This window comes from Acidovorax sp. KKS102, assembly GCF_000302535.1.
Taxonomy (GTDB): Bacteria; Pseudomonadota; Gammaproteobacteria; order Burkholderiales; family Burkholderiaceae_C; genus Acidovorax.
Map to the genome: position 1 here is coordinate 230,229 of NC_018708.1, position 23,324 is coordinate 253,552.

Annotated in this window: 20 protein-coding genes and 2 pseudogenes; 13 read left to right on the forward strand and 9 right to left on the reverse strand. The window is 66.1% G+C overall.

The features are described 5' to 3' along the window. Nucleotides 1-85: 85 nt before the first annotated feature. Nucleotides 86-1,033 (forward strand): LysR family transcriptional regulator, encoded by a 948-nt coding sequence (locus C380_RS01050; protein ID WP_015012038.1) that lies wholly within the window; start codon nt 86-88, stop codon nt 1,031-1,033. A gap of 207 nt (nt 1,034-1,240) precedes the next feature. Further along, the gene (locus tag C380_RS01055) at nt 1,241-2,425 is read left to right on the forward strand and encodes a GGDEF domain-containing protein (protein ID WP_043565038.1); all 1,185 of its coding nucleotides are present in this window, start codon (nt 1,241-1,243) and stop codon (nt 2,423-2,425) included. A gap of 28 nt (nt 2,426-2,453) precedes the next feature. Here C380_RS01055 and C380_RS01060 read toward each other — a convergent pair whose 3' ends face one another. The 4 genes from C380_RS01060 to C380_RS01080 all read right to left on the reverse strand — a co-directional run bounded on the left by C380_RS01060 (nt 2,454) and on the right by C380_RS01080 (nt 7,140). After that, complete coding sequence (locus tag C380_RS01060; RefSeq protein ID WP_015012040.1) at nt 2,454-3,008, reverse strand: shikimate kinase; 555 nt, start codon at nt 3,006-3,008, stop codon at nt 2,454-2,456. A 319-nt stretch (nt 3,009-3,327) separates the two neighbouring features. Beyond that, a complete protein-coding gene (locus tag C380_RS01070) occupies nt 3,328-4,497 on the reverse strand; it encodes a serine hydrolase (RefSeq protein ID WP_015012041.1) in 1,170 nt (389 codons plus the stop codon). Between the two features lie 107 nt (nt 4,498-4,604). After that, nucleotides 4,605-6,296, reverse strand: coding sequence for a long-chain fatty acid--CoA ligase (locus C380_RS01075; RefSeq protein ID WP_015012042.1), 1,692 nt, complete (start codon nt 6,294-6,296; stop codon nt 4,605-4,607). Nucleotides 6,297-6,366: 70 nt separating this feature from the next. Continuing rightward, nucleotides 6,367-7,140: an SDR family oxidoreductase gene (locus C380_RS01080; RefSeq protein WP_015012043.1), complete on the reverse strand. Its 774-nt coding sequence runs from the start codon at nt 7,138-7,140 to the stop codon at nt 6,367-6,369. Nucleotides 7,141-7,440: 300 nt separating this feature from the next. On the opposite strand from C380_RS01080, the gene C380_RS01085 reads away from it, so the two are divergent. Further along, on the forward strand, nt 7,441-8,442 hold the full coding sequence (locus tag C380_RS01085; protein ID WP_015012044.1) for a YihY/virulence factor BrkB family protein: 1,002 nt from the start codon (nt 7,441-7,443) through the stop codon (nt 8,440-8,442). Nucleotides 8,443-8,760: 318 nt separating this feature from the next. After that, nucleotides 8,761-9,546, forward strand: a complete 786-nt coding sequence (locus C380_RS01090; RefSeq protein ID WP_015012045.1) for a glycine zipper 2TM domain-containing protein — start codon at nt 8,761-8,763, stop codon at nt 9,544-9,546. A gap of 84 nt (nt 9,547-9,630) precedes the next feature. On the opposite strand, the gene C380_RS01095 is transcribed toward C380_RS01090, so the two are convergent. The 5 genes and pseudogenes from C380_RS01095 to C380_RS24190 form a co-directional block, all read right to left on the reverse strand. Continuing rightward, nucleotides 9,631-10,818 (reverse strand): amidohydrolase family protein, encoded by a 1,188-nt coding sequence (locus C380_RS01095; RefSeq protein WP_015012046.1) that lies wholly within the window; start codon nt 10,816-10,818, stop codon nt 9,631-9,633. Between the two features lie 68 nt (nt 10,819-10,886). Continuing rightward, nucleotides 10,887-11,603 (reverse strand): TetR/AcrR family transcriptional regulator, encoded by a 717-nt coding sequence (locus C380_RS01100; RefSeq protein ID WP_015012047.1) that lies wholly within the window; start codon nt 11,601-11,603, stop codon nt 10,887-10,889. A gap of 50 nt (nt 11,604-11,653) precedes the next feature. Next, nucleotides 11,654-12,430, reverse strand: coding sequence for a ferredoxin--NADP reductase (locus C380_RS01105; protein WP_015012048.1), 777 nt, complete (start codon nt 12,428-12,430; stop codon nt 11,654-11,656). 66 nt (nt 12,431-12,496) lie between these two features. Further along, nucleotides 12,497-12,733 (reverse strand): annotated as a pseudogene (locus C380_RS24180) (ferredoxin family protein); the annotation flags it as partial. A gap of 270 nt (nt 12,734-13,003) precedes the next feature. Beyond that, nucleotides 13,004-13,096 (reverse strand): annotated as a pseudogene (locus C380_RS24190) (ferredoxin); the annotation flags it as partial. Nucleotides 13,097-13,271: 175 nt separating this feature from the next. Between C380_RS24190 and C380_RS01115 the strand changes: the two are divergent. From C380_RS01115 to C380_RS01155, 9 genes are all read left to right on the forward strand, one after another. Continuing rightward, nucleotides 13,272-14,891, forward strand: a complete 1,620-nt coding sequence (locus C380_RS01115) for a hypothetical protein (RefSeq protein WP_043565889.1) — start codon at nt 13,272-13,274, stop codon at nt 14,889-14,891. 12 nt (nt 14,892-14,903) lie between these two features. Continuing rightward, nucleotides 14,904-15,824: a UPF0280 family protein gene (locus C380_RS01120; RefSeq protein ID WP_015012051.1), complete on the forward strand. Its 921-nt coding sequence runs from the start codon at nt 14,904-14,906 to the stop codon at nt 15,822-15,824. A gap of 21 nt (nt 15,825-15,845) precedes the next feature. Then, nucleotides 15,846-16,487, forward strand: coding sequence for an amino acid synthesis family protein (locus tag C380_RS01125; protein ID WP_015012052.1), 642 nt, complete (start codon nt 15,846-15,848; stop codon nt 16,485-16,487). A gap of 55 nt (nt 16,488-16,542) precedes the next feature. Beyond that, nucleotides 16,543-17,127, forward strand: a complete 585-nt coding sequence (locus C380_RS01130; protein ID WP_015012053.1) for an amino acid synthesis family protein — start codon at nt 16,543-16,545, stop codon at nt 17,125-17,127. Nucleotides 17,128-17,207: 80 nt separating this feature from the next. Further along, nucleotides 17,208-18,419: an ABC transporter substrate-binding protein gene (locus C380_RS01135; RefSeq protein ID WP_015012054.1), complete on the forward strand. Its 1,212-nt coding sequence runs from the start codon at nt 17,208-17,210 to the stop codon at nt 18,417-18,419. Between the two features lie 167 nt (nt 18,420-18,586). Next, nucleotides 18,587-20,494, forward strand: coding sequence for an ABC transporter permease (locus C380_RS01140; protein WP_015012055.1), 1,908 nt, complete (start codon nt 18,587-18,589; stop codon nt 20,492-20,494). Then, nucleotides 20,491-21,273, forward strand: coding sequence for an ABC transporter ATP-binding protein (locus C380_RS01145; protein ID WP_015012056.1), 783 nt, complete (start codon nt 20,491-20,493; stop codon nt 21,271-21,273). Before C380_RS01140 ends, C380_RS01145 begins: the two co-directional genes overlap by 4 nt. Nucleotides 21,274-21,275: 2 nt before the next feature. Further along, entirely contained in the window at nt 21,276-22,019 is a 744-nt protein-coding gene (locus C380_RS01150) for an ABC transporter ATP-binding protein (RefSeq protein WP_043565892.1), read from the forward strand. A gap of 131 nt (nt 22,020-22,150) precedes the next feature. Further along, nucleotides 22,151-23,323, forward strand: coding sequence for an ABC transporter substrate-binding protein (locus tag C380_RS01155; RefSeq protein ID WP_015012058.1), 1,173 nt, complete (start codon nt 22,151-22,153; stop codon nt 23,321-23,323). Nucleotide 23,324 lies beyond the last annotated feature (1 nt).

Sequence of the window (23,324 nt, forward strand, 5' to 3'; positions counted from 1 at the left end):
AGGCTAATCTGCGCACCACTGTTCCTGATCACCAAACAATGGCGGGCATGTCGCCCGTTCGGCGCGCCTCAACCAACTACACGCCATGGACCGTTTTGACGCCCTGCAGGCCTTCGCCCGCGTTGTGGAATCCGGCAGCTTCACCAAGGCCGCCCTCACCCTGCACCTGAGCCGCACCACCGTCACGCAGCTGGTGCAGCAGCTCGAAGCCCGTTTGCGCGTGAAGCTCCTGCACCGCACCACCCGGCGCGTGCAGGTCACGCCCGACGGCGCTGCGTACTACGAGCGCGTGGTGCGCCTGCTGGCCGACCTGGACGACGCCGACGCCAGCGTTTCCACCGCCGCCGCCGCGCCCCGGGGCCGCCTGCGGGTAGATGTGCCCAGCCCCCTGGCGCGCCTGGTCCTCATCCCCGCGCTGCCCGCGTTCCACGCGCATTACCCCGACATCCTCCTGCACATGGGCGTGAGCGACCGGCCCGTGGACATGGTGGGCGACAACGTGGACTGCGTGGTGCGCGGCGGCGCCCTCACCAACCCCGCGCTGGTCGCACGCCATGTGGGCGACCTGCAATTGCGCGTGTACGCCGCCCCCAGCTACCTGCAGCGTGCGGGCACGCCCGCGCATCCGCAGGCGCTGGAAGGCCCGCACCACCGCACCGTGGGCTTTTTGTGGGCGCGCACCGGCCAGCCCCTGCCGTTCGAGATGCGCCGTGGCACCGAACACGTGCGCGCCCAGGGCCACGATGTTTGCGCCGTGGACGACGGCAACGCCTACCTGGCCGCAGGCCTGGCGGGCCTGGGCGTGCTCTGGCTGCCCGACTACATGGCCCGCCCCCACGTGGCCACGGGTGAGCTGGTGCCCCTGCTGCAAGACTGGACGCTTGCGCCCATGCCGCTGTATGTGGCCTACCCACCCCAACGGCATGTGAGCGCCAAGGTGCGGGTGTTTATCGACTGGGTCGCGGGGTTGATGGCGCGGCATGCGCCGCTTCAGCAAACGCGGCGGGTGCCTCTCGCAGATCCCTTGCCTTGACCCGTGTAGGACGCGCACTTACCATCGCCAGCCATACCCTCTTCCGCACCCAGCGAACTCCTCACGCGTCATGCATCTCCACGCTGCAGTGGCCATCGGTGCGGTGATTCGAGATTCGCACCCTAGGCGCTTTCACCTGGGTTCCTCGCGGGTTGTTTCATACCCCTCTGCGGCTCTGTAGCCGTTGCCTTTCATTTGCGCTCAGCCATGGTTGCCACCGTTGTCCTCAGCATGCTTTGTGTGCACCTTCTTTGCTTTAGCGGGATGTTCATGCTGATCAGTACGCGGCTGCATGGCAAGAAGATGGGCATCGATATCTTTGCCCTCGGAAGTCTCCTGCTGGGCTGCGCCTACCTATTGCAGCTTCTGGACGGCCCTGCGGGGTGGGGCGCCATGAGTGTGATCAACCATACCTTGACGCTTTGCGCCCCGGCGGCTTACGCGCTGGGGGCCGCAAGGTTTTTTGATCGCCCCGTCCCTGTGGTTTTGCCCCTGCTGGTCCTTGCCGGGAGCTACACGGTGGCGCAGTGGTTGGTGCAGGTGCTGCTGGGGTCTGAAGCCCGCTATGCATTGCTGGCGGCAGCGTGCGCTGCGCTCTTTCTGGCCATGGCGGCGGTCTTGCTTCATGGCACCCGCACGTTCGCCCGGCATTTGCGTGCCGAGATGGCCGTGTTCGCCATCTTGATTGGTGGCTTGGGAGCCCTGAATGCTGCGAAGCTGGTGCTGATTCTTTCAGGAGGACTGGAAAACCTGGACATGGGCACTGACTTCCAGATGGCGTTCTACATCTACATGTCGTTCCTGGGGACAGTGCTCCCACCCTCAGTGGTATGGCTGGTTTTGCATCGTCTGACAGACGACTTGCATGACATGGCTGTGCATGACCCGCTCACCGGGTTGCTGAACCGGCGTGGCCTGATGGATGCGCTGGAAGCGCATTTCCGCGGACGCCCCGCTGCGACGGCGCATTTGCTGATCGTGGACGTCGATCACTTCAAACGCATCAACGACACCTATGGCCACAAGGTGGGCGATCTCGTCCTGTGCGGCGTGGCCCAGGTCCTTCAACACACCGCCCGTCAGGGTGATCTGGTCTGCCGGTTGGGTGGTGAGGAGTTTGTGGTCATCGCTTTCGATACGGACGGCGCTGGCGCCCTGCGGCTGGCGGAGCGCGTGCGCGAAGCGATTGAGCAAAGCCGGGTGCGCACAGACAGCGCGCACGGTGCCATTCGTTGCACGGCTACGGTCGGGATTTCGGAGCCGTTCGACAGTGCGGAGGCGATGGACGAGAACCTGCAACTTGCCGATGCGGCGCTGTACCGGGGCAAGGTGTTGGGCCGCAATCGTGTGGAGTGGGCGCAGGCACTGCAGGCCCGGGGATTGCCCGCCTGACGGGCTGTGCCGGCCCCGGAAGCCGTCTTCAGGTAGGGGCGTGAGGCCTGTCCGAAACCCCCGCACTCTCCGCCATCTCCAGCTGCATCATCACCATGTTGACCAGCGTGTGCACCGACGGCCGTCCCGTCTCGATCACGTAGTGGGCGGTCTCGCGGTACAGGTGGTCGCGCTGGGCGTGGAGGTCGCGCAGTTTGTCCATGGGGTTGCCGCCTTGCAGCAGGGGGCGGGTCTTGTCGTGTTTGACGCGCTTGAAGATTTCTTCGGGCGAGGCGCGCAGGTACAGCACGTTGCCGAACTGGCGCAGCACCTCGCGGTTCTCGGGGCGCAGCACGGCGCCGCCGCCGGTGGACAGGACCATGCCGCCGGGCTGGCGGGCCACGTCGGCCAGCACCTGGGCTTCGATGTCACGGAAGCGGGCTTCGCCCTCGGCTTCGAAGAAGCTGCGGATGGTGGTGCCCAGGGTTTGTTCCAGCCGGTGGTCCAGGTCGATGAAGGGCACACCCGCCCGGTGGGCCAGTTGCCGGCCGACGGTGGATTTGCCCGAGCCGGGCATGCCGACCAGTGCGCAGCGAATCTGCATAGGTTCAAGAAAGAGGTCTGGGGGGACGGGCTTGCCAGCGGTGTGTGAGACCGCTGCGTTCCGAAACAGGACGCTGAGTGTAAGCCTGCCCTTCTGGCGCCAGATTTGGAGCGTAGTCGCTGCAACTGGCACGACTCCCGCCAGAGACGCCGAGCCAGGGCCGCCCCGCAGCGAGGGCGTCGTCCCCCTGCCCGCGCGCAGCGCGAGAGCGGGGGGCTGAGGGCCGCGGCTCCAAGCCTGCCTGCGCAGGCTTGGACGGCCTGAAGAGCTGCCGCCTCTGGCGGCTGCCCCGTGGCGCGCGCTCAGGGGGGTGTCCGAATCACAGCGCGGCGTACACCAGCGCCGGATACAGCTCGCACAGATACCGCAGCTGGCCGGGCGCCTGCGTGAGCAGGATGGCGAACAGGTCTTCCGCCGGGTCCACAAAAAAGAAGGTGCCGCCCAGGCCGCTCCAGCTGTAGTGCCCGGCCGATCCGGGGCGCGTGGCCTGGCCGGTGGCGGTGCGTACGGCCACGCCCAGGCCAAAGCCGTAGCCGGTGGGCAGGATGTCGCCCGCCACGGGCAGGCTGCCCAGGTGGTCGGCGGTCATGAAGTCCACCGTGGCGCGGCCCAGCAGGTGAACGGGGGCGTCATTGCCGCTGGTGCCGTCGGGCCCGGGGGCGGTGCCCCGGCCCAGCATGAGCTGCAAGAAGCGCGCGTAGTCGCTGGCGGTAGACACCAGCCCGCCGCCGGCCGACTCGAACACGGGAGGAGCGGTCACGTCGATCAGCGGCATGCCGATGCCGGTCTGCGGGTCGCGTTCAAAGGCTTCGGCCAGGCGGTGCTGCTGCGCGGCGGGCACCGAGAAGCCCGTGTCGTGCATGCCGAGCGGGCCGAACACGCGGCGCTGCAGGATGGCGCCCAGGCTTTCGCCCTCGATCACCTCCAGCACGGCGCCCAGCACGTCGGTGGCGCGGCTGTATTCCCAGCGGGTGCCGGGCTGGTGGACCAGGGGCAACGGGCCCAGTGCCGCGACCAGGTCCGCATTGCTGTGGCGGCGCGAGCCGACGCGGGCGGCGCGGTAGGCGTCGGGCACGGTGCCGGCCTCCCACGCGTAGCTGAGGCCGGCGGTGTGGCGCAGCAGGTCGTGCACCGTGGCCTCGCGCTGCACGGGGGCGGTGGTGCCGGTGGCTTCGTCGTACACGCGCTGGCCGCCAAACGCGGGCAGGTAGTGCGCCACGGGGTGCGACAGCAGCAGGCGGCCTTCTTCCATGAGCATCATCGCCACCAGCGAGGCGATGGGCTTGGTCATGGAATAAATGCGGAACAACGTGTCCGGCGCCATGGCGGGCACCGCCGATTCGGCGCTGGGCGGGCGCTGGTGGCCCACCGCCGTGTGCAGCACCGTGTGGCCCTGGTGGTGGATGAGGGCCACGGCACCGGGCAGCAGGCCCTGGTCCACATGGGTTTGCAGCACGGAGCGCAGGCGGGCGAGGGCAGTGGGGTTCATGGCAGTGGGAAGTGGGTTTTGAGGTGATTTTGGCTGGTTGCGCTAGTGCATATTGCGCTAGTAGCTATCAAAAACAGAGCGCATGACGCAGGCCTTCCATGGTGGCTTCAGGGCGTCGCATTGGCGGCGCGGCTGCGCTCCTGCTCCTGCAGCTCGCGCCACTGCACCTTGCCCGTGCCGGATTTGGGCAGGCTGTCCACCAGCTGCACAATGCGCGGGCTTTTGTAGGCGGCCATGTGTTCGTGGCTCCAGTCGATGATGGACTGCTCGCTCACCTGGCCCTTGAAGGCGTCGCGCAGCACGACCAGGGCCTTCACGGTCTCGCCCCGGCGCTCGTCGTGGGCGGCGATCACGCACACCTCCTGGATCGCAGGGTGGGCGTACATCATGGCCTCGACCTCGGCGGGCCAGACCTTGAAGCCCGACGCATTGATCATGCGCTTGAGCCGGTCCACCATGAAGAAGTAGCCGTCCTCGTCCACCTGCGCCAGGTCGCCGGTGCGCAAAAAGCGCTTGCCGTCCAGCGTCACAAAGCTGTCGGCGGTGGCCTGCGGGTTGTTCCAGTAGCCCTGCATGACCTGCGGGCCGTGCACCACGATCTCGCCAATCTCGCCCGGGGGCAGTTCGGCGAACGTGGCCGGGTCCACCACGCGCGCATCCACGTCGAACACCGGGATGCCCAGGCACTGCGGCTTGGGGCGGTGGGGTGGGTTGATGTGGGTGGCGGCCATGGTTTCAGACATGCCGTAGCCCTCCACGTAGTCGAGCCCGGTCAGGTCCTTTAGCTGCTGCGCCACGGCCTTGGGCATGGCCGCGCCGCCGCCGCGTATGGCCTGGATGCTGCTGATGTCGTAGTCGGCGATGCGCGGGTTGGCCAGAAAGTCCACCACCATGGTCGAGATGGCCTGCCAGATGGTGACCCGGTAACGCTGGATGAGCTGGGCGGCGGCATCGCGGTCCCAGCGCGGCAGCACGACCACGGTGGCGCCCACAAACAGCGGGCCGTTCATGCTGCCCGATAGGCCGGTGACGTGGAACAGCGGCAGCACCGCGAGGTAGGTCGCATCCTGCGTGCGCGCAAACCACTGCACGCCGCCCACCAGCGTGCTCATGGCGCTGCGGTGCGTGTGCATGCAGCCCTTGGGGTGGCCCGTGGTGCCCGAGGTGTAGGGCATCACGCACAGGTCGTCGGGCCCGGTGGTGATGGGGCTCGGGGTGCGCTGCTGCGCCAGCATGTCGCTCCACAGCGTGACGCCGGGGGCATCAATCGCCTGGCGCGGGGCACTGACAAACGCGGGCACGGGCAGGTCGGTGGGCACCTGCAGGTAGTCGCTGTAGGCGGCCACGATCAGGTGCTTCAGCTTGCCTGGGCCGCCAGCAGCATCCACCAGCGGCTGCGCCTGCCCATGTAGGTCCTGCGGCACAAAGGCCACGGTCGCGCCGCTGTCGTGCACGTAGTGGCGCAGCTCGTCGGTGCGGTTCATGGGGTTCACCGGCACCACCACCGCGTTGGCGCGCAGGATGCCGTAGAACGCCAGAATCCACTGCGGGCTGTTCTGCATGTACAGCAGCACCCGGTCGCCCGCCTTCACGCCACACACCTGCTGCAAGAAGCCCGCGATGTGTTCGGCCTGCTGCTGGAACTGGCGGAAGGTCACCAGCGTGTCGTAGAACACCAGAAACGGCTTGTCCGGGTAGCGCGCGGCCGACACCTCGGCGTTGTGGAACAGGTGCGTCTGCGGCAGCGTGAGGTGGCAGGGCAGGCCGGGCGGCCAGTGGGCGAGGTGGCGGTCGGACATGGGATACGGAACGCTGGGTTGGTTCGTGCGGGGCGCAGACCTGACGAAGCAGGTCGCGCCCCAGCGGGCTTCAAATCAAACTGGCGCCACCATCCACCACGATGGACTCACCCGTGATGTGCCGCGAGGCATTGGACGCCAGAAACACCACCGCGCCTTTGAGGTCCTCTTCGCCGCCAATGCGGCGCAGGGGCGTGCGCTCGATCATCGCAGGGCCCAGCTTTTCAATCAGGCCGCTGGCCATCTTGCTCGGGAAGAAGCCGGGGCAGATCGCATTGACGCGAATGCCGTAGTGTCCCCATTCGGACGCCAGCGTGCGCGCAAAGTGCAGCGCGGCGGCCTTGGAGGTGTTGTAGGCAATGGTGTTCATGCCCGGGGGCGTGCCCTTCAGTGCGGCCACCGAGGCCGTGACGATGATCGAGCCCTTGCCGCGCGGGATCATGCAGCGCTTGCCGACCTCGCGCGACAGGAAAAAAGGTGCGCTCACATTCAGGTCCATCACCTTGTGCCAGGCGGCGTCGGGGTAGTCCTCGGCCTTGGCGCCCCAGGTGGCACCTGCGTTGTTGACGAGGATGTCGATGGTGCCAAAGCGTTCGACCACCTGGTCCACCAGGCCGGGGATGTCCTCGGTCTTTTGCAGGTCGTTCACCACGGTCAGCACCTCGTAGCCCATGCCTTCCAGGTGCTTCTTGGCCTCGGCCAGCTCATCGGCCTTGCGCGCGGTGATGGCGAGTTTGGCGCCCATTTCGCCCAGGGCTTCGGCCATCTGCAGGCCCAGGCCGCGCGAGCCGCCGGTGACCAGGGCGACCTGGCCGGTGAGATCGAAGAGTTGCTTGACACTCATGGAGAAAACGCTTTCGTGCAGAGAGAGGGTGAAGGTGAATGAATGCCCGATCCCGGGTCCCGGTGGCTCGTGGCGCGCCGGGTGGGGCGAAGGGGGGCAGGGAAGGCGGCGGTGGCCGCCGTGCAAGCTGGTCGGTCAGCGCTTCATGCTAGCCCCGCGTCCGCCCGGTGTAAAACCGCCGCTGTCACCTTTGAAACTCTGCGCGCTGCCGCCTTGCCCGCCGCGTGTGGGATGGCGCCTACCCGCACTTGCGGCCACGACGGATGGACGGATGCGCGCCCTGGCCCTAGGCTCGCAGGGATGAACGAGTCTTCCGCGCCCCTGGCGACAACCCCCTGGCTTGCCCGCATGGCCCAGCCCCTGCAGCCGCTGTGGCGCCTGGTGCAGCCGTTCTGGCGTGCCGCGCAGATGTGGCTGGACGCCGACGGGCTGCGCATGAGCGCGGCCATGTCGTTCTACGGCATGCTGAGCCTGGCGCCCCTGTTGCTGCTGCTGGTGGGCGTGCTGGGCTGGTGGGTGGACCGCAGCTATCTGGAGAGCAGCCTGGTCGCCCAGGTGCAGTCGGTGATGGGCCAGCAGGTGGCCGACGTGGTGCGCCAGGCCCTGGCCAGCGCGCAGGCGCCGTCAGAGGGGCGGCTGGCATCGGTCATCGGATTTGTGGTGCTGGTCTCGGGCGCCACCGGGGTGTTTGTGGAGCTGCAGTCCGCGCTGGAGCGGCTGTGGCGCCGAGACGATGACACGCCGCCCCAGCGCGCCGCGTGGTGGCGCATGGCGTCGCTGCGGTTGCGGGGGCTGGCCTATGTGCTGGCGCTGGGGTTCTTGCTGCTGGTGTCGCTGGCGCTGTCCACCTTGATCCACCTGTTGGCGGGCTGGGCCGGGCAGCATCTGGCCGCAGGCCACCTGCCTGTCTTGGCGCCCCTGGCGCCGCTGCTGCAGCTCGTCAATGAAGCCATTGCCTTCGGGCTGGCCGTGGCGCTGTTTGTGGGGCTCATGCGCATCGGCGCGGGCCCCAAGCCGTCGCTGCGTTACCTGGTGATGGGCGCGGTGGTGGGGGCCTCGCTGTTCACGGTGGGCAAGCAGCTGCTGGCCTGGTACCTGTCCACCGCCGCCGTGGTGTCGGCCTACGGGGCGGCGGGCTCGCTGGTGGTGCTGCTGATGTGGATCTACTTTTCGTCGGCCATCCTGCTGTTTTCTGCGAGTTGTGCGCAGGCGCTGGAGGATGCCTTGCATTCCGGCCCGCGCCGCCCAGCGGCCTTGGCACGGTGGGCCGCATCCGCCCGGGCGCGGGTGCAGGAGCTGTAAATGTTGGCAACAGCGCCCAGAACACACATGGGTTGGCACAGGCCTCGCCGAGGCCGATGTCGCAACGGCGCCCGGTGCGCTATCAGGCTGGGGCAGCAGGGGCTCTGCGCCAAGACCTTGGGCACAAATGCCGACAAAAGAGGTTTACCGCTGCTTACTGCCGCTTACAAACCGGCCACATCGCAGCGTCCGGCGCTGTGTACCTTTCGCTCATCTGGTCCGTTGAAACATCACGGCTCCATCCCGTAGCGGGCGCACAGCGTTTTCTGTGCACACCCGCCCCCTGCGGACTTCTCCGATACGAACAAGGAAATGACCATGAACCTGACGGTTTCTTCTCCCACCCCGCCCGCTTCCATCCCCGCTGCAGCCCCTGCCGGCCCGGCCCTGAAGTGGATGTGGGCAGCCATTGGCGTACTGGGCGTGAGCGTGCTGGCCCTGGGCGCCACCCTGGTGATGCAAAACAGGGCACCGGCGGCGGCCCCGGCCACCCTGGCAGCGGCCCCCCGCACGCCTGAGTCCGAGATCATTGAAGAAAAACGCGCCCAAGCGCCTGTCGCACCTTCCCAGAGCGCTATGAATAGCGGAGCAAACTACCGTGCGCAACCGGGCGGCAGCGCAGGCCGATCGGGCGACATGGCGGGCGGCATGGCCCCCGGGGGTGTGGCCCAGCCCGTGCGTGCGGCGGCGCCCGTGTGCCGCAGCTGTGGCCGCGTTGAATCGGTGCAGGCGGTTCAGCAAGCCGCACCTGCTACGGGCGTAGGCGCTGTGGCCGGTGGCGTGCTGGGTGCCGTGGTGGGCAACCAGATCGGCAAGGGCAGCGGCCGCACCGCCGCCACTGTGCTGGGCGCCGTGGGCGGTGGTTACGTGGGCCACAAGGTCGAAGAGCGCACCCGCACCCACACGGTGTACCAGGTGGCGGTGCGCATGGAAGACGGCTCGCTGCGCCACTTCCAGCGCGCAGAACCCACGGCAGTGGGCACGCCCGTGGTGCTGCAGGGCAAGGGCTTCCGCGTGGACCAGGGCGGCTCGGCCCGGGCGGCAGACCCCTATGCGCAGCCACAGCCCCAGCCAGGGGCGGTGCGGGTGTCGGACACCTACTGAGTCCGTCGCTTCCCTCTAAACAAAAGCCCGCCAATGCGGGCTTTTGTTTTTGTCGCTGTTGGTTGCTGGTGGCTGGTTGGCGGGTTACAGCACCACCGGAATCTCGGTCGCAGGCGGCGTGTTGCGGCTGCGGCCGCAGCGCACCAGGCCATCGATCATCACCATGCCAATGCCCGGAATGTCGCCCAGCTGCACGCTCTCGAGCAGCGTGGCGCCAGCGGTGTGCTGGGCGCGGTCCATGAACACAAAGTCTGCCGCGCGGCCCACCTCGATCAGGCCACAGTTCAGGTTGCGGATGCGCGCCGTGTTGCCCGTGGCAAAGCAGAACACCAGCTCGGCGGGGATGTCGGCAAAGCTCGACAGCAGCGCAATCATGCGCAGCATGCCCAGGGGCTGAACGCCCGAGCCCGCCGGGCCGTCCGTGCCCAGAATCACGCGGTGCGGGCACTTCAGCTCCATGGCTGCGCGCGCGGCCTGGATGGCGATCCTCTCGTTGCCGTTGTGCACTAGCTCGATCGCGCGGGACGATTTCTCGCACAGCTCGCACACATGCTTCCAGGGCAGCGAGGTGTGGCCGCCGTTGATGTGGCCGATCACGTCGGCATCCGCCTCCAGCACCACGTCCTTGTCGATCAGGCCCGAGCCCGGGATGGACGGGCCGCCCGTGTGGATGGTGCTCTGGATGCCGTGCTTGCGCGCCCAGGCCACCATCTGTTGGGCCTCGTAGCCCGCCTTGACGGAGCCCAGGCCCACTTCGCCCAGCAGCGTCACGCCCGCGTCGGCCATGTCCTTGAAGTCCTGCTCGGTCATGCCTTTTTCGATGACCGGGGCGCCCGCGATCACCTTCACCCCACCAGGGCGGAAGTTGTCGAACGCACGCTGCGCGGTGATGGCCAGGGCCTTGAGGCCCACGATGTCCTTGGGGCGGCCGGGTAGGTGCACTTCGCCGGCCGAGACCATGGTGGTCACGCCGCCGTTCATGGTCGAGTCGATCCAGCCGATCTGGTTCTGGCGCGGCGTCCAGTCGCCAAACACCGGGTGTACGTGGCTGTCGATCAGGCCCGGCGCCACACAGGTCTGGCGTGCGTCGATCACGGTGTTGGCGTGGTCGGTATCGCAGTCCTTGTAGCGGCCCACGGCCACGATGAGGCCGTCATTCACCACGATGGTGTCGGCGTCGAGGATGGGCCGGTCCAGGTCGCCCGACAACAAAAGACCGATGTTCTGGATGACGACCTTGCCCGATTTGCCGCCTGCTGCTACTTCTGCCATGGATTCTCCTCGTGGGGTGGTGGGCGGGGCGCCACGCGGCACTCCGCAGGGAAAAATCTCTTGTTGATTCAGGCCGCTGCCCTGCCCTTGGGCAGGTGGGGGCCGGGCGCCACGGTGCGCAGCACGGTGTCGATGACGAACGACTCCCAGTGCGCCAGCGCGTCGGGCGTTTCCAGGTCTTCGCCCAGAAAGGCCGACAGCGTGTGCCGGTTGGACATGTAGAAGTAGCCCGTGGCTGCGATCAGCAGGTACACATCGCGCGCCGACACGTCCTTGCGGAACAGGCCCTGCGCCTGGCCGCTTTCGAGCACGCGCCGGATCACCTCGATGGCGGGCGACGAATATTCACGGGCTCGCATCGACTTGGAGATGTGCTTGCCCTTGTGCAGGTTCTCGGTGTTGAGCAACGTGATGAACTCGGGGTTCTTGCGGTAGTAGCCCACCACAAAGCGGATCACAGCCTGCAGTGCTTCGACCGGTTTGGCGGTGTCCAGGTCCAGTTTGGACTCCGCATCGTTCATGCGCCGGTAGGTTTCCTCCAGCACCTCGATGAACAGGCCTTCCTTGCTGCCGAAGTAGTAGTAGATCATCCGGTCGAAGGACTTGGCCGCCTTGGAGATCTTCTCCACGCTGCCGCCTTCGTAGCCGTAGCGGGCAAACACCTTGGTCGCCGCCTTCAGGATGTTGTCGCGCGTGGTCTGTGCGGCCTGCTCGCGCACGCCCGTCTTGCGGGCAGAGGCTGTGCGAGGGGACGCGGTCCGGGTCTTGGTGGGAGTGGCAGACATGGCGGGTCCTGGTGGATGGCGCGGGCCCCGGGAGTGGGGCCCGCCGGGGATCACTGCTCTGCGAACGCGCGCTCGATCACGAAGTCGCCAGGCTTCGTGGTGTTGCCTTCATTGAAGCCGCGCTCTTCCATCATGTGCTTGAGGTCGCGCAGCATCTCGGGGCTACCGCAGATCATCACGCGGTCTTCGGCGGGGTTGAGCGCGGGCAGGCCCAGGTCGCGCGCGAGCTGGCCGTTCTCGATGATCGTAGTGACGCGACCCTGGTGCTTGAAGGCCTCGCGCGTCACGGTGGGGTAGTACTTGAGCTGCTTGCTGACCATCTCGCCCAAGAACTCGTGCTTGGGCAGTTCTTCGGTGATGTAGTCGTGGTAGGCCAGCTCCTTCACCTCGCGCACGCCGTGCACCAGGATGACTTCCTCGAACTTCTCGTAGGTCTCGGGGTCGCGGATCAGGCTCAGGAACGGTGCCACACCCGTGCCGGTGGAGAGCATGTACAGGCGCTTGGCAGGCAGCAGGTAGTCGATCAGCAGCGTGCCCGTGGGTTTTTTGCCGACCACGATGGTGTCACCCACCTTGATGTGCTGCAGGCGCGAGGTCAACGGGCCATCGGGCACCTTGATGGACAGGAACTCCAGGTGCTCTTCGTAGTTGGGGCTCACGATGCTGTAGGCGCGCAGCAGGGGCTTGCCGTTTTCGCCGCGCAGGCCAATCATCGTGAAATGGCCGTTGGAGAAGCGCAGCGCGGTGTCGCGCGTGGTGGTGAAGGAGAAAAGGCGGTCCGTCCAGTGGTGGACCGTCAGGACGCGTTCGTCAAGAAAGGCGCTCATGGTGCGTTAGATGGAAAAGTTGGAAGCAAATAAGGAATTTGGCTGAAGAGCAGGGCCCCATGCGCTCTACAGCGCAATGTTCAGGCCTGAAAGCTTGTGGCTCACAACCCTCCATTGTTCCGCATCTGGCAAAGCCGCTTTTCTTTTGGTGATTGTGGGGAGCGTGGGCGCCAGCTTTTTGTTGAACTGCAGAAAGATTTCCATGCCTTCGGGCAGGTCGTCTTCGGCATAGATGGCGTTGGCCGGGCACTCCGGAATACACACCGCGCAGTCGATGCACTCGTCTGGGTCAATGACCAGGGATGGAACCTGCTCAAGGTTTTTTCGGGGTCGCGCAAGTCCCTTTTCGGGGTGTGATGCAAGGCGCGGTGTGCAGCCAATAGCCCGTGCTATTGGCAAGCGCCGCAACGCTGCAGGCCGCCCGAAAAGGGACTTGCCCGAAGGGTTGGAATGAAATCGGGTGATTGGACGCCCCGGCCGCTTGCATGGGCATGAGCCCATGCGGCGCATCCGAAGCATCCACTCATCCCGATTGCATTCCAACGCGATCCCCGACAAGACCTTGAGCAGGTTCCCAGGCCCCTCCTTGAAGCAATCGACCGGGCACACATCGACGCAGTCGGTGTACTTGCACCGAATGCATGCGTCCGTCACAACGTGCGTCATTTTGGGGCTCCTCGTGCACCGTTTTTGGGGGTGCGAAAACACCATTGCAGAGTCTGGTTGATTCCGCTACATTGACATGAAATGTAGTGTTCACAACATTTAAGTTAAGTGAATGCTACACAAAATGCAATGCGCATACAAGCACTTGCAACAAAGCAATGAATGGGTCGCCACGATGACTGAACACACCAAGACTGATGGGCTGCCGGGCATGGATGCGCCGGAGCTGCCGCAGGTGCTGGAGCGCGCCCGGCCGCGCAATGACCGCATGAACGCCGCCAAGGTCGAGTGCAATGCGTGTCCGGTGCTGTGCCAGATTTCCGAAGGCCGCGCAGGCGCTTGCGACCGCTACGCCAATCAGGCGGGCGTGCTGGTGCGGCTGGACCCGGTGGTGTTGCTGCGCAAGACGCTGGAATCCGGCGAGGCCACGCTGGTGCCCTTTGCGGGCCGCGCCGAGGCTGCAGAAGGTGGAGGGACGGAGGTGGCTCCTGAACCCGCATGGAACGGCGACCTGCTGCTGTCGGAAGAAGTGTTCGTGACGGGCGTGGGCTCGTCCACCACCTACCCGGACTACAAGCCTGCGCCCTTCATCGTGGGCTCCCAAACCGACGGCGTGGACATGGTCACCGTGGTGACCGAGGGCATCTTCAGCTACTGCAGCTTCAAGGTGAAGATCGACACCGACCGCTTCCTCGGCTCCGAGCAGGCCAACGTGCGCTGCAAGGGCGAGGTGGTGGGGCATGTGACCACGGCCGAATACGGCTCGCAGATGCTGTCGCTGGGTGGTGTGCACCACCTCACAGGCGGCACCAAGAAAGAAGGCCGCATCACCGCCGAGATGATGCAGGCCCTGGGCAACAAGCAGGCCGTGGAGTTCACCATCGACGGCGGCTCGCAGCTCGTGATCCAGGCCGGCCGCGCGCCCATCGTCAATGGCGTGGCCGAGCAGCGCATGCGTGTGGGCTGCGGCTCTGCGGCCATCGGCATCTTTGCGCGCCAGTTCTTTGGCCATGCAGACGAGGTGGTGGTGGTGGACGACCACATCACCGGCGTGCTCACCGAGCACCAGGCGGGCCGTTGCCTGGACATGAAGCCCTCGGGCATCCAGATGCGCGGGCGCAAGTCCACGCCGGGCCGTTACTTCCAGGTGGCCAACCCGGGCACCGGTTGGGGCGGCACCGACATTGCCGACCCGCTGTCCATCATCGAGGGCTGGGACGAATCCGTCGCCTGGCCGGGGCTGCGCCTGTTGATGACCTCCACCACCGGGGAGCATGCCTCCTGGTACGTGCTGGACGCGCAACTCCACCCGGTGGAGGCCGAGATGCCCGCCGAAGTGCGCCGCATCGTGGACCGCATCGGCGAAAACTGCGAGCCCTCGCTGGCCTCCGTGCTGTTCCTCGGCGGTGCAGGCGGCAGCCTGCGCGCAGGCGTCACCGAGAACCCGGTGCTGCTCACCCGCTCCATCAAGAACGCGCTGGTCAATGTGACCTGTGGCGGTGCCCCGGCCTATGTGTGGCCGGGCGGCGGTATCACCGTGATGGCCGACGTGCTGCGCATGCCCGACAACAGTTTTGGCACCGTGCCCACGCCCGCCATCGTGGCGCCCATCGAGTTCAGCATGCGCCGAGCGGACTACGAAGCGCTGGGCGGGCACATCGAACAGATCCGCAGCCTGCGCGACGTGCTGGAGCGCGGTGCGTGGCACAACGACGGGGCTCCGCAGGCGCGCGTGTGGCAAACCTTGCCCGCGGCCAACCCGTGGCCGCTGGGTCGCCCGCCTCTGCTGGGTTGAGTGGATCGCACCGTGAACGCTTGCCGCAAGCTCCTGTCCGACGGCCGCTGGCATTTTCAGCATGGCCCGATGGACCTCATCCTCCAGGCCGAAGGGGCGCGCGACGCCGTGGCCCTGGCGCACGAGCGTGCGTGGCAGCGTTTTGAAGGGCTGCTGCAGGAGCTGGTGAATGAACTCCCCGGCCTGCGGGCGCCGGTGGGTGCGCACTGCGCGGTGCAGGGCGTGGTGGCGCGTCGCATGTGGGCCGCCTGCAGCACTTATCGCGCAGGCTTCATCACATCGATGGCGGCGGTGGCGGGCGCGGTGGCGCAGGAGATTCTGGCCTGCTACGAGCAGCCGGGCATAGACCGCGCCTGGGTCAACAACGGCGGCGACATTGCGCTGCACCTGGCGCCCGGCAAGTCGGTCACGGTGGGGGTGTACGCTGACATTGCTGCGCTGAATGCTGCACAGTTGCGCAACGGCCTGGTGCTGGATGGGCAGATTCGCATCGACAGCGCCATGCCGGTGCGCGGTGTGGCCACCAGTGGCTGGCGCGGGCGCAGCCAGTCGCTCGGCATTGCCGACAGCGTGACGGTGCTGGCGCGCACGGCGGCGCAGGCCGATGCAGCGGCAACCATCGTGGCCAACGCGGTGAATGTGGCCGATGCGCGGATTGTCCGCAGGCCCGCGTGGCAGGTGCGGGACGACAGTGACCTGGGTGCCATCCCTGTCACCGTGGATGTCCCTGCCTTGCCCAAAGAGCTGGTGGGCCGGGCCTTGCACCAGGGGCTGCAAAAAGCGCAAGAATTGCAGTCCAGCGGCCTGCTGTGGTTTGCACTGCTGGCGTGCCAGGGGCAGTTTGTGGCGACCTCGGCGCCCCAGGCGCTGGCGGATGCGGTGTGGCCCCGGCATGCAGCGGTGGAATCGGAAGTTGGTTCAGTATTTGCTTAACGAATTGCACAGGTCTCCAGAATGATCCAGATACGACGCGTTTTCACCTATCTTGAGGAAATCCGGCACGAATTCGGGCCGGTGGCCGACGTGCCGCTGCTGCGTGGTGCCATCGGTGCGGTGCTGACCAACCCGTTTGCGGGCCGGTACGAGCCCGACATCCTCCCCATGATGGACGCGCTGCAGGATGTGGGGCTGGACATGGCCCAGCGCCTCCTGAAGGCCATGAGCGTGCCCGCCGAGCGCATCGAGACCTATGGCAAGGGTGCCATCGTGGGCGCGGCGGGTGAGCTGGAACACGGCGCGCTGTGGCATGTGCCCGGTGGCTACGCCATGCGCGAACTGCTGGGCTGGAAGGGCGACCGCAACGCCTACGCCAAGGGCCAGGCCGAAGAGAAAACGGGGCAGCCCGCCAACGCGTTGTCCATCGTCCCCTCCACCAAGAAGGTGGGCGGCCCCGGCGCGGCGCTGGATGTGCCGCTGACCCACATCAACGCCAGCTACGTGCGCAGCCATTTCGACGCGATCGAAGTGCGTGTTCCGGGCGCGCCCTCTGCCGATGAGATCGTGTTCATACTCGCCATGACCACGGGCCCGCGCATCCACGCCCGCGTCGGCGGGCTCAAGGCGGCAGACATCAGCCAGTGGAACGGTCTGCGCTGAGCCGCACGCCAGCCCGCACACCCTCGAACAAGACAAGACCCTAAGGAGAAAAAAAATGCCAGCCAAGATTCGAAAGATCATCGTCCAGACCGACGAAGTCCGCGTGGAAATGGGGCGTGACGTTCAACCCCCGGTGCGCAAGGCGCTGGCCATGGCCGTGATCGAGAACCCCTGTGCAGGCCGCTATGTGGAGAACCTTGACGAACTCACCGCCATCGGTGAGGAGCTGGGCGGCCTTCTGGGCGCTCGCTGCGTGCAGGCCCTGGGCATTGAACCCGGCCAGGCCCAGAGCTACGGCAAGGCCGCCATCGTGGGCGAGGCGGGCGAGCTGGAGCACGCCGCCGCTATCCTGCACCCCAAGCTGGGCGCCCCCCTGCGTGTGGCGGTCGAGAAGGGCGCCGCTCTGGTGCCATCCAGCAAGAAAATGGGCGGCCTGGGCACAGCCATCGACGTGCCCCTGGGCCATAAGGACGCCGCCTATGTGCGCAGCCATTTCGACGCCATGGAAGCCCGTGTGGCCGATGCCCCGCGCGCCAATGAAATCGTGGTGGCCGTTGTCGTGACGGACAGCGGGCGGCCGTTGCCACGTGTCGGCGGCCTCATGGCCTCTGAAATCAAGGGTGTTGACGGCCTGCGCTGAGCCCGGCGCGCGCACAACACACACCTGTCCTGTCTTACCCCCGTTCGATCTCTCTCCAACCATCCTTCAGGAGTCTCCCCATGACGATGCGACGAAACCTCATGCGTGCCACGGCTGCGGCTGCATTGGCCCTCACCCTGGCCCCTGTGTTTGCCCAGGGCGTGATCAAGATTGGCGAGGTCAACAGCTACAAAGCGCAGCCCGCCTTCCTGGAGCCCTACAAGAAAGGCATGGAGCTGGCGGTCGATGAGATCAACGCTGCGGGCGGCGTCAATGGCAAGAAGATCGAACTGATCACACGCGACGACAACGCCAACCCCGGCGACGCCGTTCGCGTGGCCGAAGAGCTGGTGTCGCGCGAGAAGGTCGACGTGCTGGCGGGCACCTTCCTGTCGAACACCGGTCTGGCGGTGGCCGACTTCGCCAAGCAGAAGAAGTTTTTCTTCCTGGCGGGCGAGCCGCTGACCGACAAGATGACCTGGCAAGGCGGCAACCAGTACACCTTCCGCCTGCGCCCCGGCACCTACATGCAGGCCGCCATGCTGGTGCCCGAGGCCGCCAAGATGAAGAAAAAGCGCTGGGCCGTGGTCTACCCCAACTACGAATACGGGCAGTCTGCCGTGGCGGCGTTCAAACAACTGCTCAAGGCCGCCCAGCCCGACGTGGAGTTTGTGGCCGAACAAGCCACGCCACTGGGCCGGGTGGATGCGGGCAGCGTGGTGCAAGCGCTGTCGGATGCCAAGCCCGACGCTGTCTTCAACGTGTTGTTTGGCGCGGACCTGTCGAAGTTCGTGCGCGAAGGCAACACGCGCGGCCTGTTCAAGGGCATCGAGGTGGTCAGCGTGTTGACGGGCGAGCCCGAATACATGGACCCCCTGAAAGACGAGGCCCCCAACGGCTGGCTGGTGACCGGCTATCCCTGGTACGGCATCAACACCCCCGCACACAAGGCGTTCGAGCAGGCGTACCAGGCCAAGTTCAAGGACTACCCGCGCCTGGGCTCGGTGGTGGGCTACAGCATGATCAAGTCGGCTGCGGCTGGTATTGCCAAGGCCAAGAGCACCGACACCGACAAGCTGGTCGCTGCCTTCAAGGGGCTGCAGGTGGACACCCCGTTCGGCAAGATCACCTACCGTCCTGAAGACCACCAGGCCACCATGGGCGCGTTTGTCGGTCGCACCAAGAACGAAGGCGGCAAGGGCGTGATGGTGGACTACGTCTACCTGGATGGCGCCGATGCCAAGTACCAGCCGTCCGCTGCCGACGTGAAGAAGTCGCGAAGCGCTGATTGATTCCCTCTGAGGTCTGAGGCGCCCGCCGCGCCTCGGTCCCGGCAGACGCTACCGGCGGTCCGGCACAGCCGGATTTCTGGTGGCGCTGGCTGGGGCGTGCCTGGCTTCTTTCATGTGCTGCGAGTGATGCGCAACACGGGTGGTGATGACTTGAGGGTTTATCGAACATGAGTTTTTCGGGTTTCATCGTCCAGCTCATCAACGGGTTGGCGAGCGCGTCGTCGCTGTTCCTTGTGGCGGCGGGTCTGTCGCTGATCTTTGGCGTGACGCGCATCGTGAACTTTGCCCATGGCTCGTTCTTCATGGTGGGCATCTACGTCGCGTATTCGCTGGTCGAGCGCCTGAGCGGTGCCCTGGGCTTCTGGGTGGCTTTGCCACTCGCCGCGCTGATCGTCGGCGTGCTCGGGGCGCTGATCGAAGTGGTGCTGCTGCGCCGCATCTACAAGGCGCCCGAGCTGTTCCAGCTGCTGGCCACGTTTGCCCTGGTGCTGGTCATCAAGGACGCGGTGTTGTGGCTTTGGGGCCCCGACGAACTGCTGGGCCCACGCGCGCCGGGCCTTTCGGGTTCCGTCAGCTTGCTGGGGCGGCAGTTTCCCAGCTACGACCTGTTCCTCATCGTGGTCGGTCCGCTGGTGCTGGGCGCCGTCTGGCTGCTGCTCACGCGCACCCGGTTTGGCACGCTGGTGCGCGCCGCAACACAAGACCGCGAGATGGTGAGCGCCCTGGGCGTCAACCAGGCCTGGTTGTTCACGGCCGTGTTCGCGCTGGGCGCGATGCTGGCGGGGCTCGGTGGCGCACTGCAGCTGCCGCGCGAGCCCGCCACGCTGGAGATGGACCTGCACACCATCGGTGCCGCCTTCGTGGTGGTGGTGGTGGGTGGCATGGGTTCCATCCCGGGCGCGTACGCCGCAGCCCTGCTGATCTCCGAGATCAAGGCCATCTGCATTTGGCTGGGTGTGGTTGACGTGTTTGGGCTGAGTGTTTCGTTTTCCAAGCTGACGCTGGTAGTGGATTTTCTGGTGATGGCGGTGGTGCTGGTCTGGCGCCCGTGGGGCCTGTTCGGCCGGCCGCAGGCACCCAGCCGCTACGTGGGCATGCAGGAGGAGCCGCTGCGTCGGCCTGGCAAGGCCTACCTGGTGGCGGCCGCGGTGCTGGGCCTGCTGCTGGCCGCAGCGCCGGTGCTGACCGCGCAGTCGCCGTACACCACGGTGCTGCTGATCGACCTGCTGATTGCGGCGCTGTTTGCTGCCAGCCTTCACTTCATCATGGGGCCTGCGGGCATGCATTCCTTCGGCCATGCCGCCTATTTCGGGTTGGGCGCCTATGGTGCGGCCCTGCTGGTGCGCTCACTCGGGCTGCCCATGGAGCTCGCACTGGTGGTGGCGCCGCTGGTGGCCGCCGCCGGGGCGTTTGTCTACGGCTGGTTTGCAGTGCGGTTGTCGGGTGTGTACCTGGCCATGCTGACCTTGGCCTTTGCCCAGATCACCTGGGCCATCACCTACCAGTGGGACAGTTTCACGGGGGGCAGCAACGGCCTCACAGGCGTGTGGCCTGCGGCCTGGCTGGCAGACAAGCGCATGTACTACTGGCTCACGCTGGCACTGGTGGGGGCAGGGGTGTGGTGGCTGCGCCGCGTGCTCTTCTCGCCGTTTGGCTATGCGTTGCGCGCGGGGCGTGACTCTGTGCTGCGGGCCGATGCCATTGGCATCGATGTCAAGCGCATGCAGTGGGCAGCGTTTGTGGTGGCGGGCACGGCGGCGGGGCTGGCAGGGGCGCTGTATGCGTTCTCCAAAGGCAGCATTTCGCCGGAGTCTCTGTCCGTGGGCAAATCGGTGGATGGGTTGGTCATGGTGCTGCTGGGCGGCATCCAGACGCTGGCGGGCCCCGTGGTGGGCGCGGTCACCTTCACCTGGCTGCACGACACCGTGGCGCGCAACACCGATTACTGGCGCGCCATGCTGGGCGCCATCATCCTCATCCTGGTGCTGCTGTTTCCGCAGGGCATCGCGGGCCCCATCAAACAGATTTTTGACAACATGCGTGACGCCAAGAACACCAAGGAGGGCACGGCATGAGCCTCCTCAAAGTCAACGGTCTGGGCAAATCGTTCGGCGGCGTCAAGGCGGTGGATGGCATCCACTTCGAACTCGCTGCGGGTGAGCTGCTGGCACTCATCGGCCCTAACGGCGCGGGCAAGTCCACCACCTTCAATATGGTCAACGGTCAGCTTCCTGCCGATGTCGGCTCCATCCAGCTCAACGGGCAGGAGCTGGTGGGTCGCAAGCCGCGCGACATCTGGCGCATGGGGGTGGGCCGCACCTTTCAGATCGCCGAAACCTTTGCGTCGCTGACGGTGGTGGAGAACGTGCAGATGGCACTGATCTCCAACGACGGTCTGCTGTTCTCCCTATGGCGCAGGGCTGCCGACCACAAACGCGAAGACGCTCTGGCGTTGCTCGACCAAGTGGGCATGAAGTCGCAGGCCGACCGGCCCTGTAGCGTGCTGGCCTATGGCGATGTGAAGCGTGTGGAGCTGGCGATTGCCATGGCCAATTCGCCCAAGCTCCTGCTCATGGACGAGCCCACCGCCGGCATGGCGCCCAAGGAGCGCAACGAACTCATGGCGCTGACCAAGCAGCTGGTGATCGACCGCCACATGGCCGTGCTCTTCACCGAGCACAGCATGGACGTGGTGTTTGCCTATGCCGACCGCATGATCGTGCTGGCGCGCGGGCGACTGATTGCCGAGGGCAAGCCGCTGGAGCTGCGCGACCACCCCAAGGTGCAGGAGGTCTACTTCGGCACCGGCAAGACGTTTGAGAAGAAAGCCGCAGCCAATGCGGAGGCGGCATGACCATGACGACCCACAACCCCAAAGAACTGCTGCTCCAGGCCAAGGGCCTGCAGGCCTGGTACGGTGCCGCGCAAATCCTGTACGACGTGGACCTGGACGTGCGCCGGGGCGAAGTGGTTGCGCTGATGGGCCGCAACGGCGCAGGCAAGTCCACCACGCTCAAGACGCTGATGGGCATGCTGGCCAAGCGCAAGGGCAGCATCCAGTTCATGGGCCGCGACATCTCCAAAAGCGACCCGCACGGCGCCGCGCGCCTGGGCCTGGGCTTTGTGCCCGAAGACCGCCGCGTGTTCACCGACCTCACGGTGATGGAGAACCTGGAAGTGGGCCGCCAGCCCGCCCGCACCTGGCCCGACGGCACGGCCGCGCCAGTGTGGACACCCGAGCGCCTGTTCAAGCTCTTCCCCAACCTGGGCGAGATGCCCCAGCGCCCCGGCGGCCGCATGAGCGGCGGCGAGCAGCAGATGCTCACCGTGGCCCGCACGCTCATGGGCAACCCCTATCTGGTGCTTCTGGACGAGCCCTCTGAAGGTGTGGCGCCCGTCATCGTGGAGCAGATGGCGCACATGATCCTGGAGCTGAAAGAGCAGGGCGTGAGCATCCTGCTGTCCGAGCAGAACATGCACTTTGCCGAGTTGGTCTCCGATCGCGCCTATGTGCTCGAAAAGGGTCAGATCCGTTACCAGGCCAGCATGGAACAGCTGGCCGCCAACGAAGAGGTGCGGCGCGCCTACCTCAGCGTCTGACCCCCGCTGCCAACGTACACCTGTGGTGTGTGGCCCACGTGTGCCGTTGGTTACAAAAAACACCTCTGCAAGCACTTGCATGAAGTTTGTGCTCACACGGAAACTTTGCCTTTTGATGTAAGGAGCACTACATGAAGTGTCGAGGAGTGGAGGATGGATGCGTCGACCGCCGCAGCGCCATGGTGGGCCTGGCGGTGGCAGGGCTGGCATGGGCAGGCCCGGCAGCCGCCGAGACCGGGGTGACAGACACCCGCATCAAGGTAGGGCAGTCGGCCGTGTTTACCGGCCCGGCCAAGGATTTCGGGGTGGACTACAAGGCGGGCATTGCGCTGGCGTTCGACAAGGTCAACAAGACCGGCGGCGTGAACGGGCGCACGCTGGAGCTGGTGTCGCACGACGACGCCTACGAGCCCAAGAAGACGGCCGAGAACACGGTCAAGCTCATTGACGAAGACAAGGTCTTCGCCCTGATCGGCTACGTGGCCACCGGAAACCTCATCGCCGCCATGCCCCTGGCGGAGAAAGCAGGCGTGCCCATGTTCGCGCCGCTGGTGGGCACCACGTCCTTCCGCACCACGCACAACCGCTACCTGTTCCATGTACGCGCCAGCTACGAGACCGAGCTGCGCAAGATCGTGGGCCACCTCGCCACGCTGGGCATCAACAACATCGCCGTCATTTACCAGAACAGCGCGTTTGGCAAATCCAACCTCGACACCTGCCTGCAGATCGCCGAGGGCCTGAAGGTGAAGGTGGTGGATTCCGTGCCCATGGAGATCGCCGCCACCGACGCCAAGCCCCAGGTCGCGCAGCTCACCAAGGCCCAGCCGGGCGCAGTGGTGATGATCATGGCGGGCAAGATGGTGGAGGTGTTTCTGCGCGACTACCGCGCGGCGGGCGCAGCCTCGCCGCTGTACACCATCTCGGTGGGCATCACCGACGCACCGGGCTCTGCGCAGCGGCTGAACGGCGGCATCGAAGGGCTGGTCACGGCCAGCATCGTGCCCTCGCCGCAGGCCAGCCGTCTGGCCATCGTGGCCGACTACCGCAAGGACCGCGCGGACGCGGGCGAGAAGATCGACAGCTACACCATGCTGGAGGGCTACATCGCCGCACGCGTGTTTGTGGAAGGTGTCAAACGCGCAGGCAAAGCGCTCACGCGCGAAGGCTTCATCAAGGCCATGGAAGACATGGGCACCACCAAGATCGGCGACTTTCCGCTGGTGTATGGCCCGGGCAACCACAATGGCTCCAACTTTGTGGACCTGGAGATGTACACGCGCAGCGGGTCGCTGCGACGCTGAC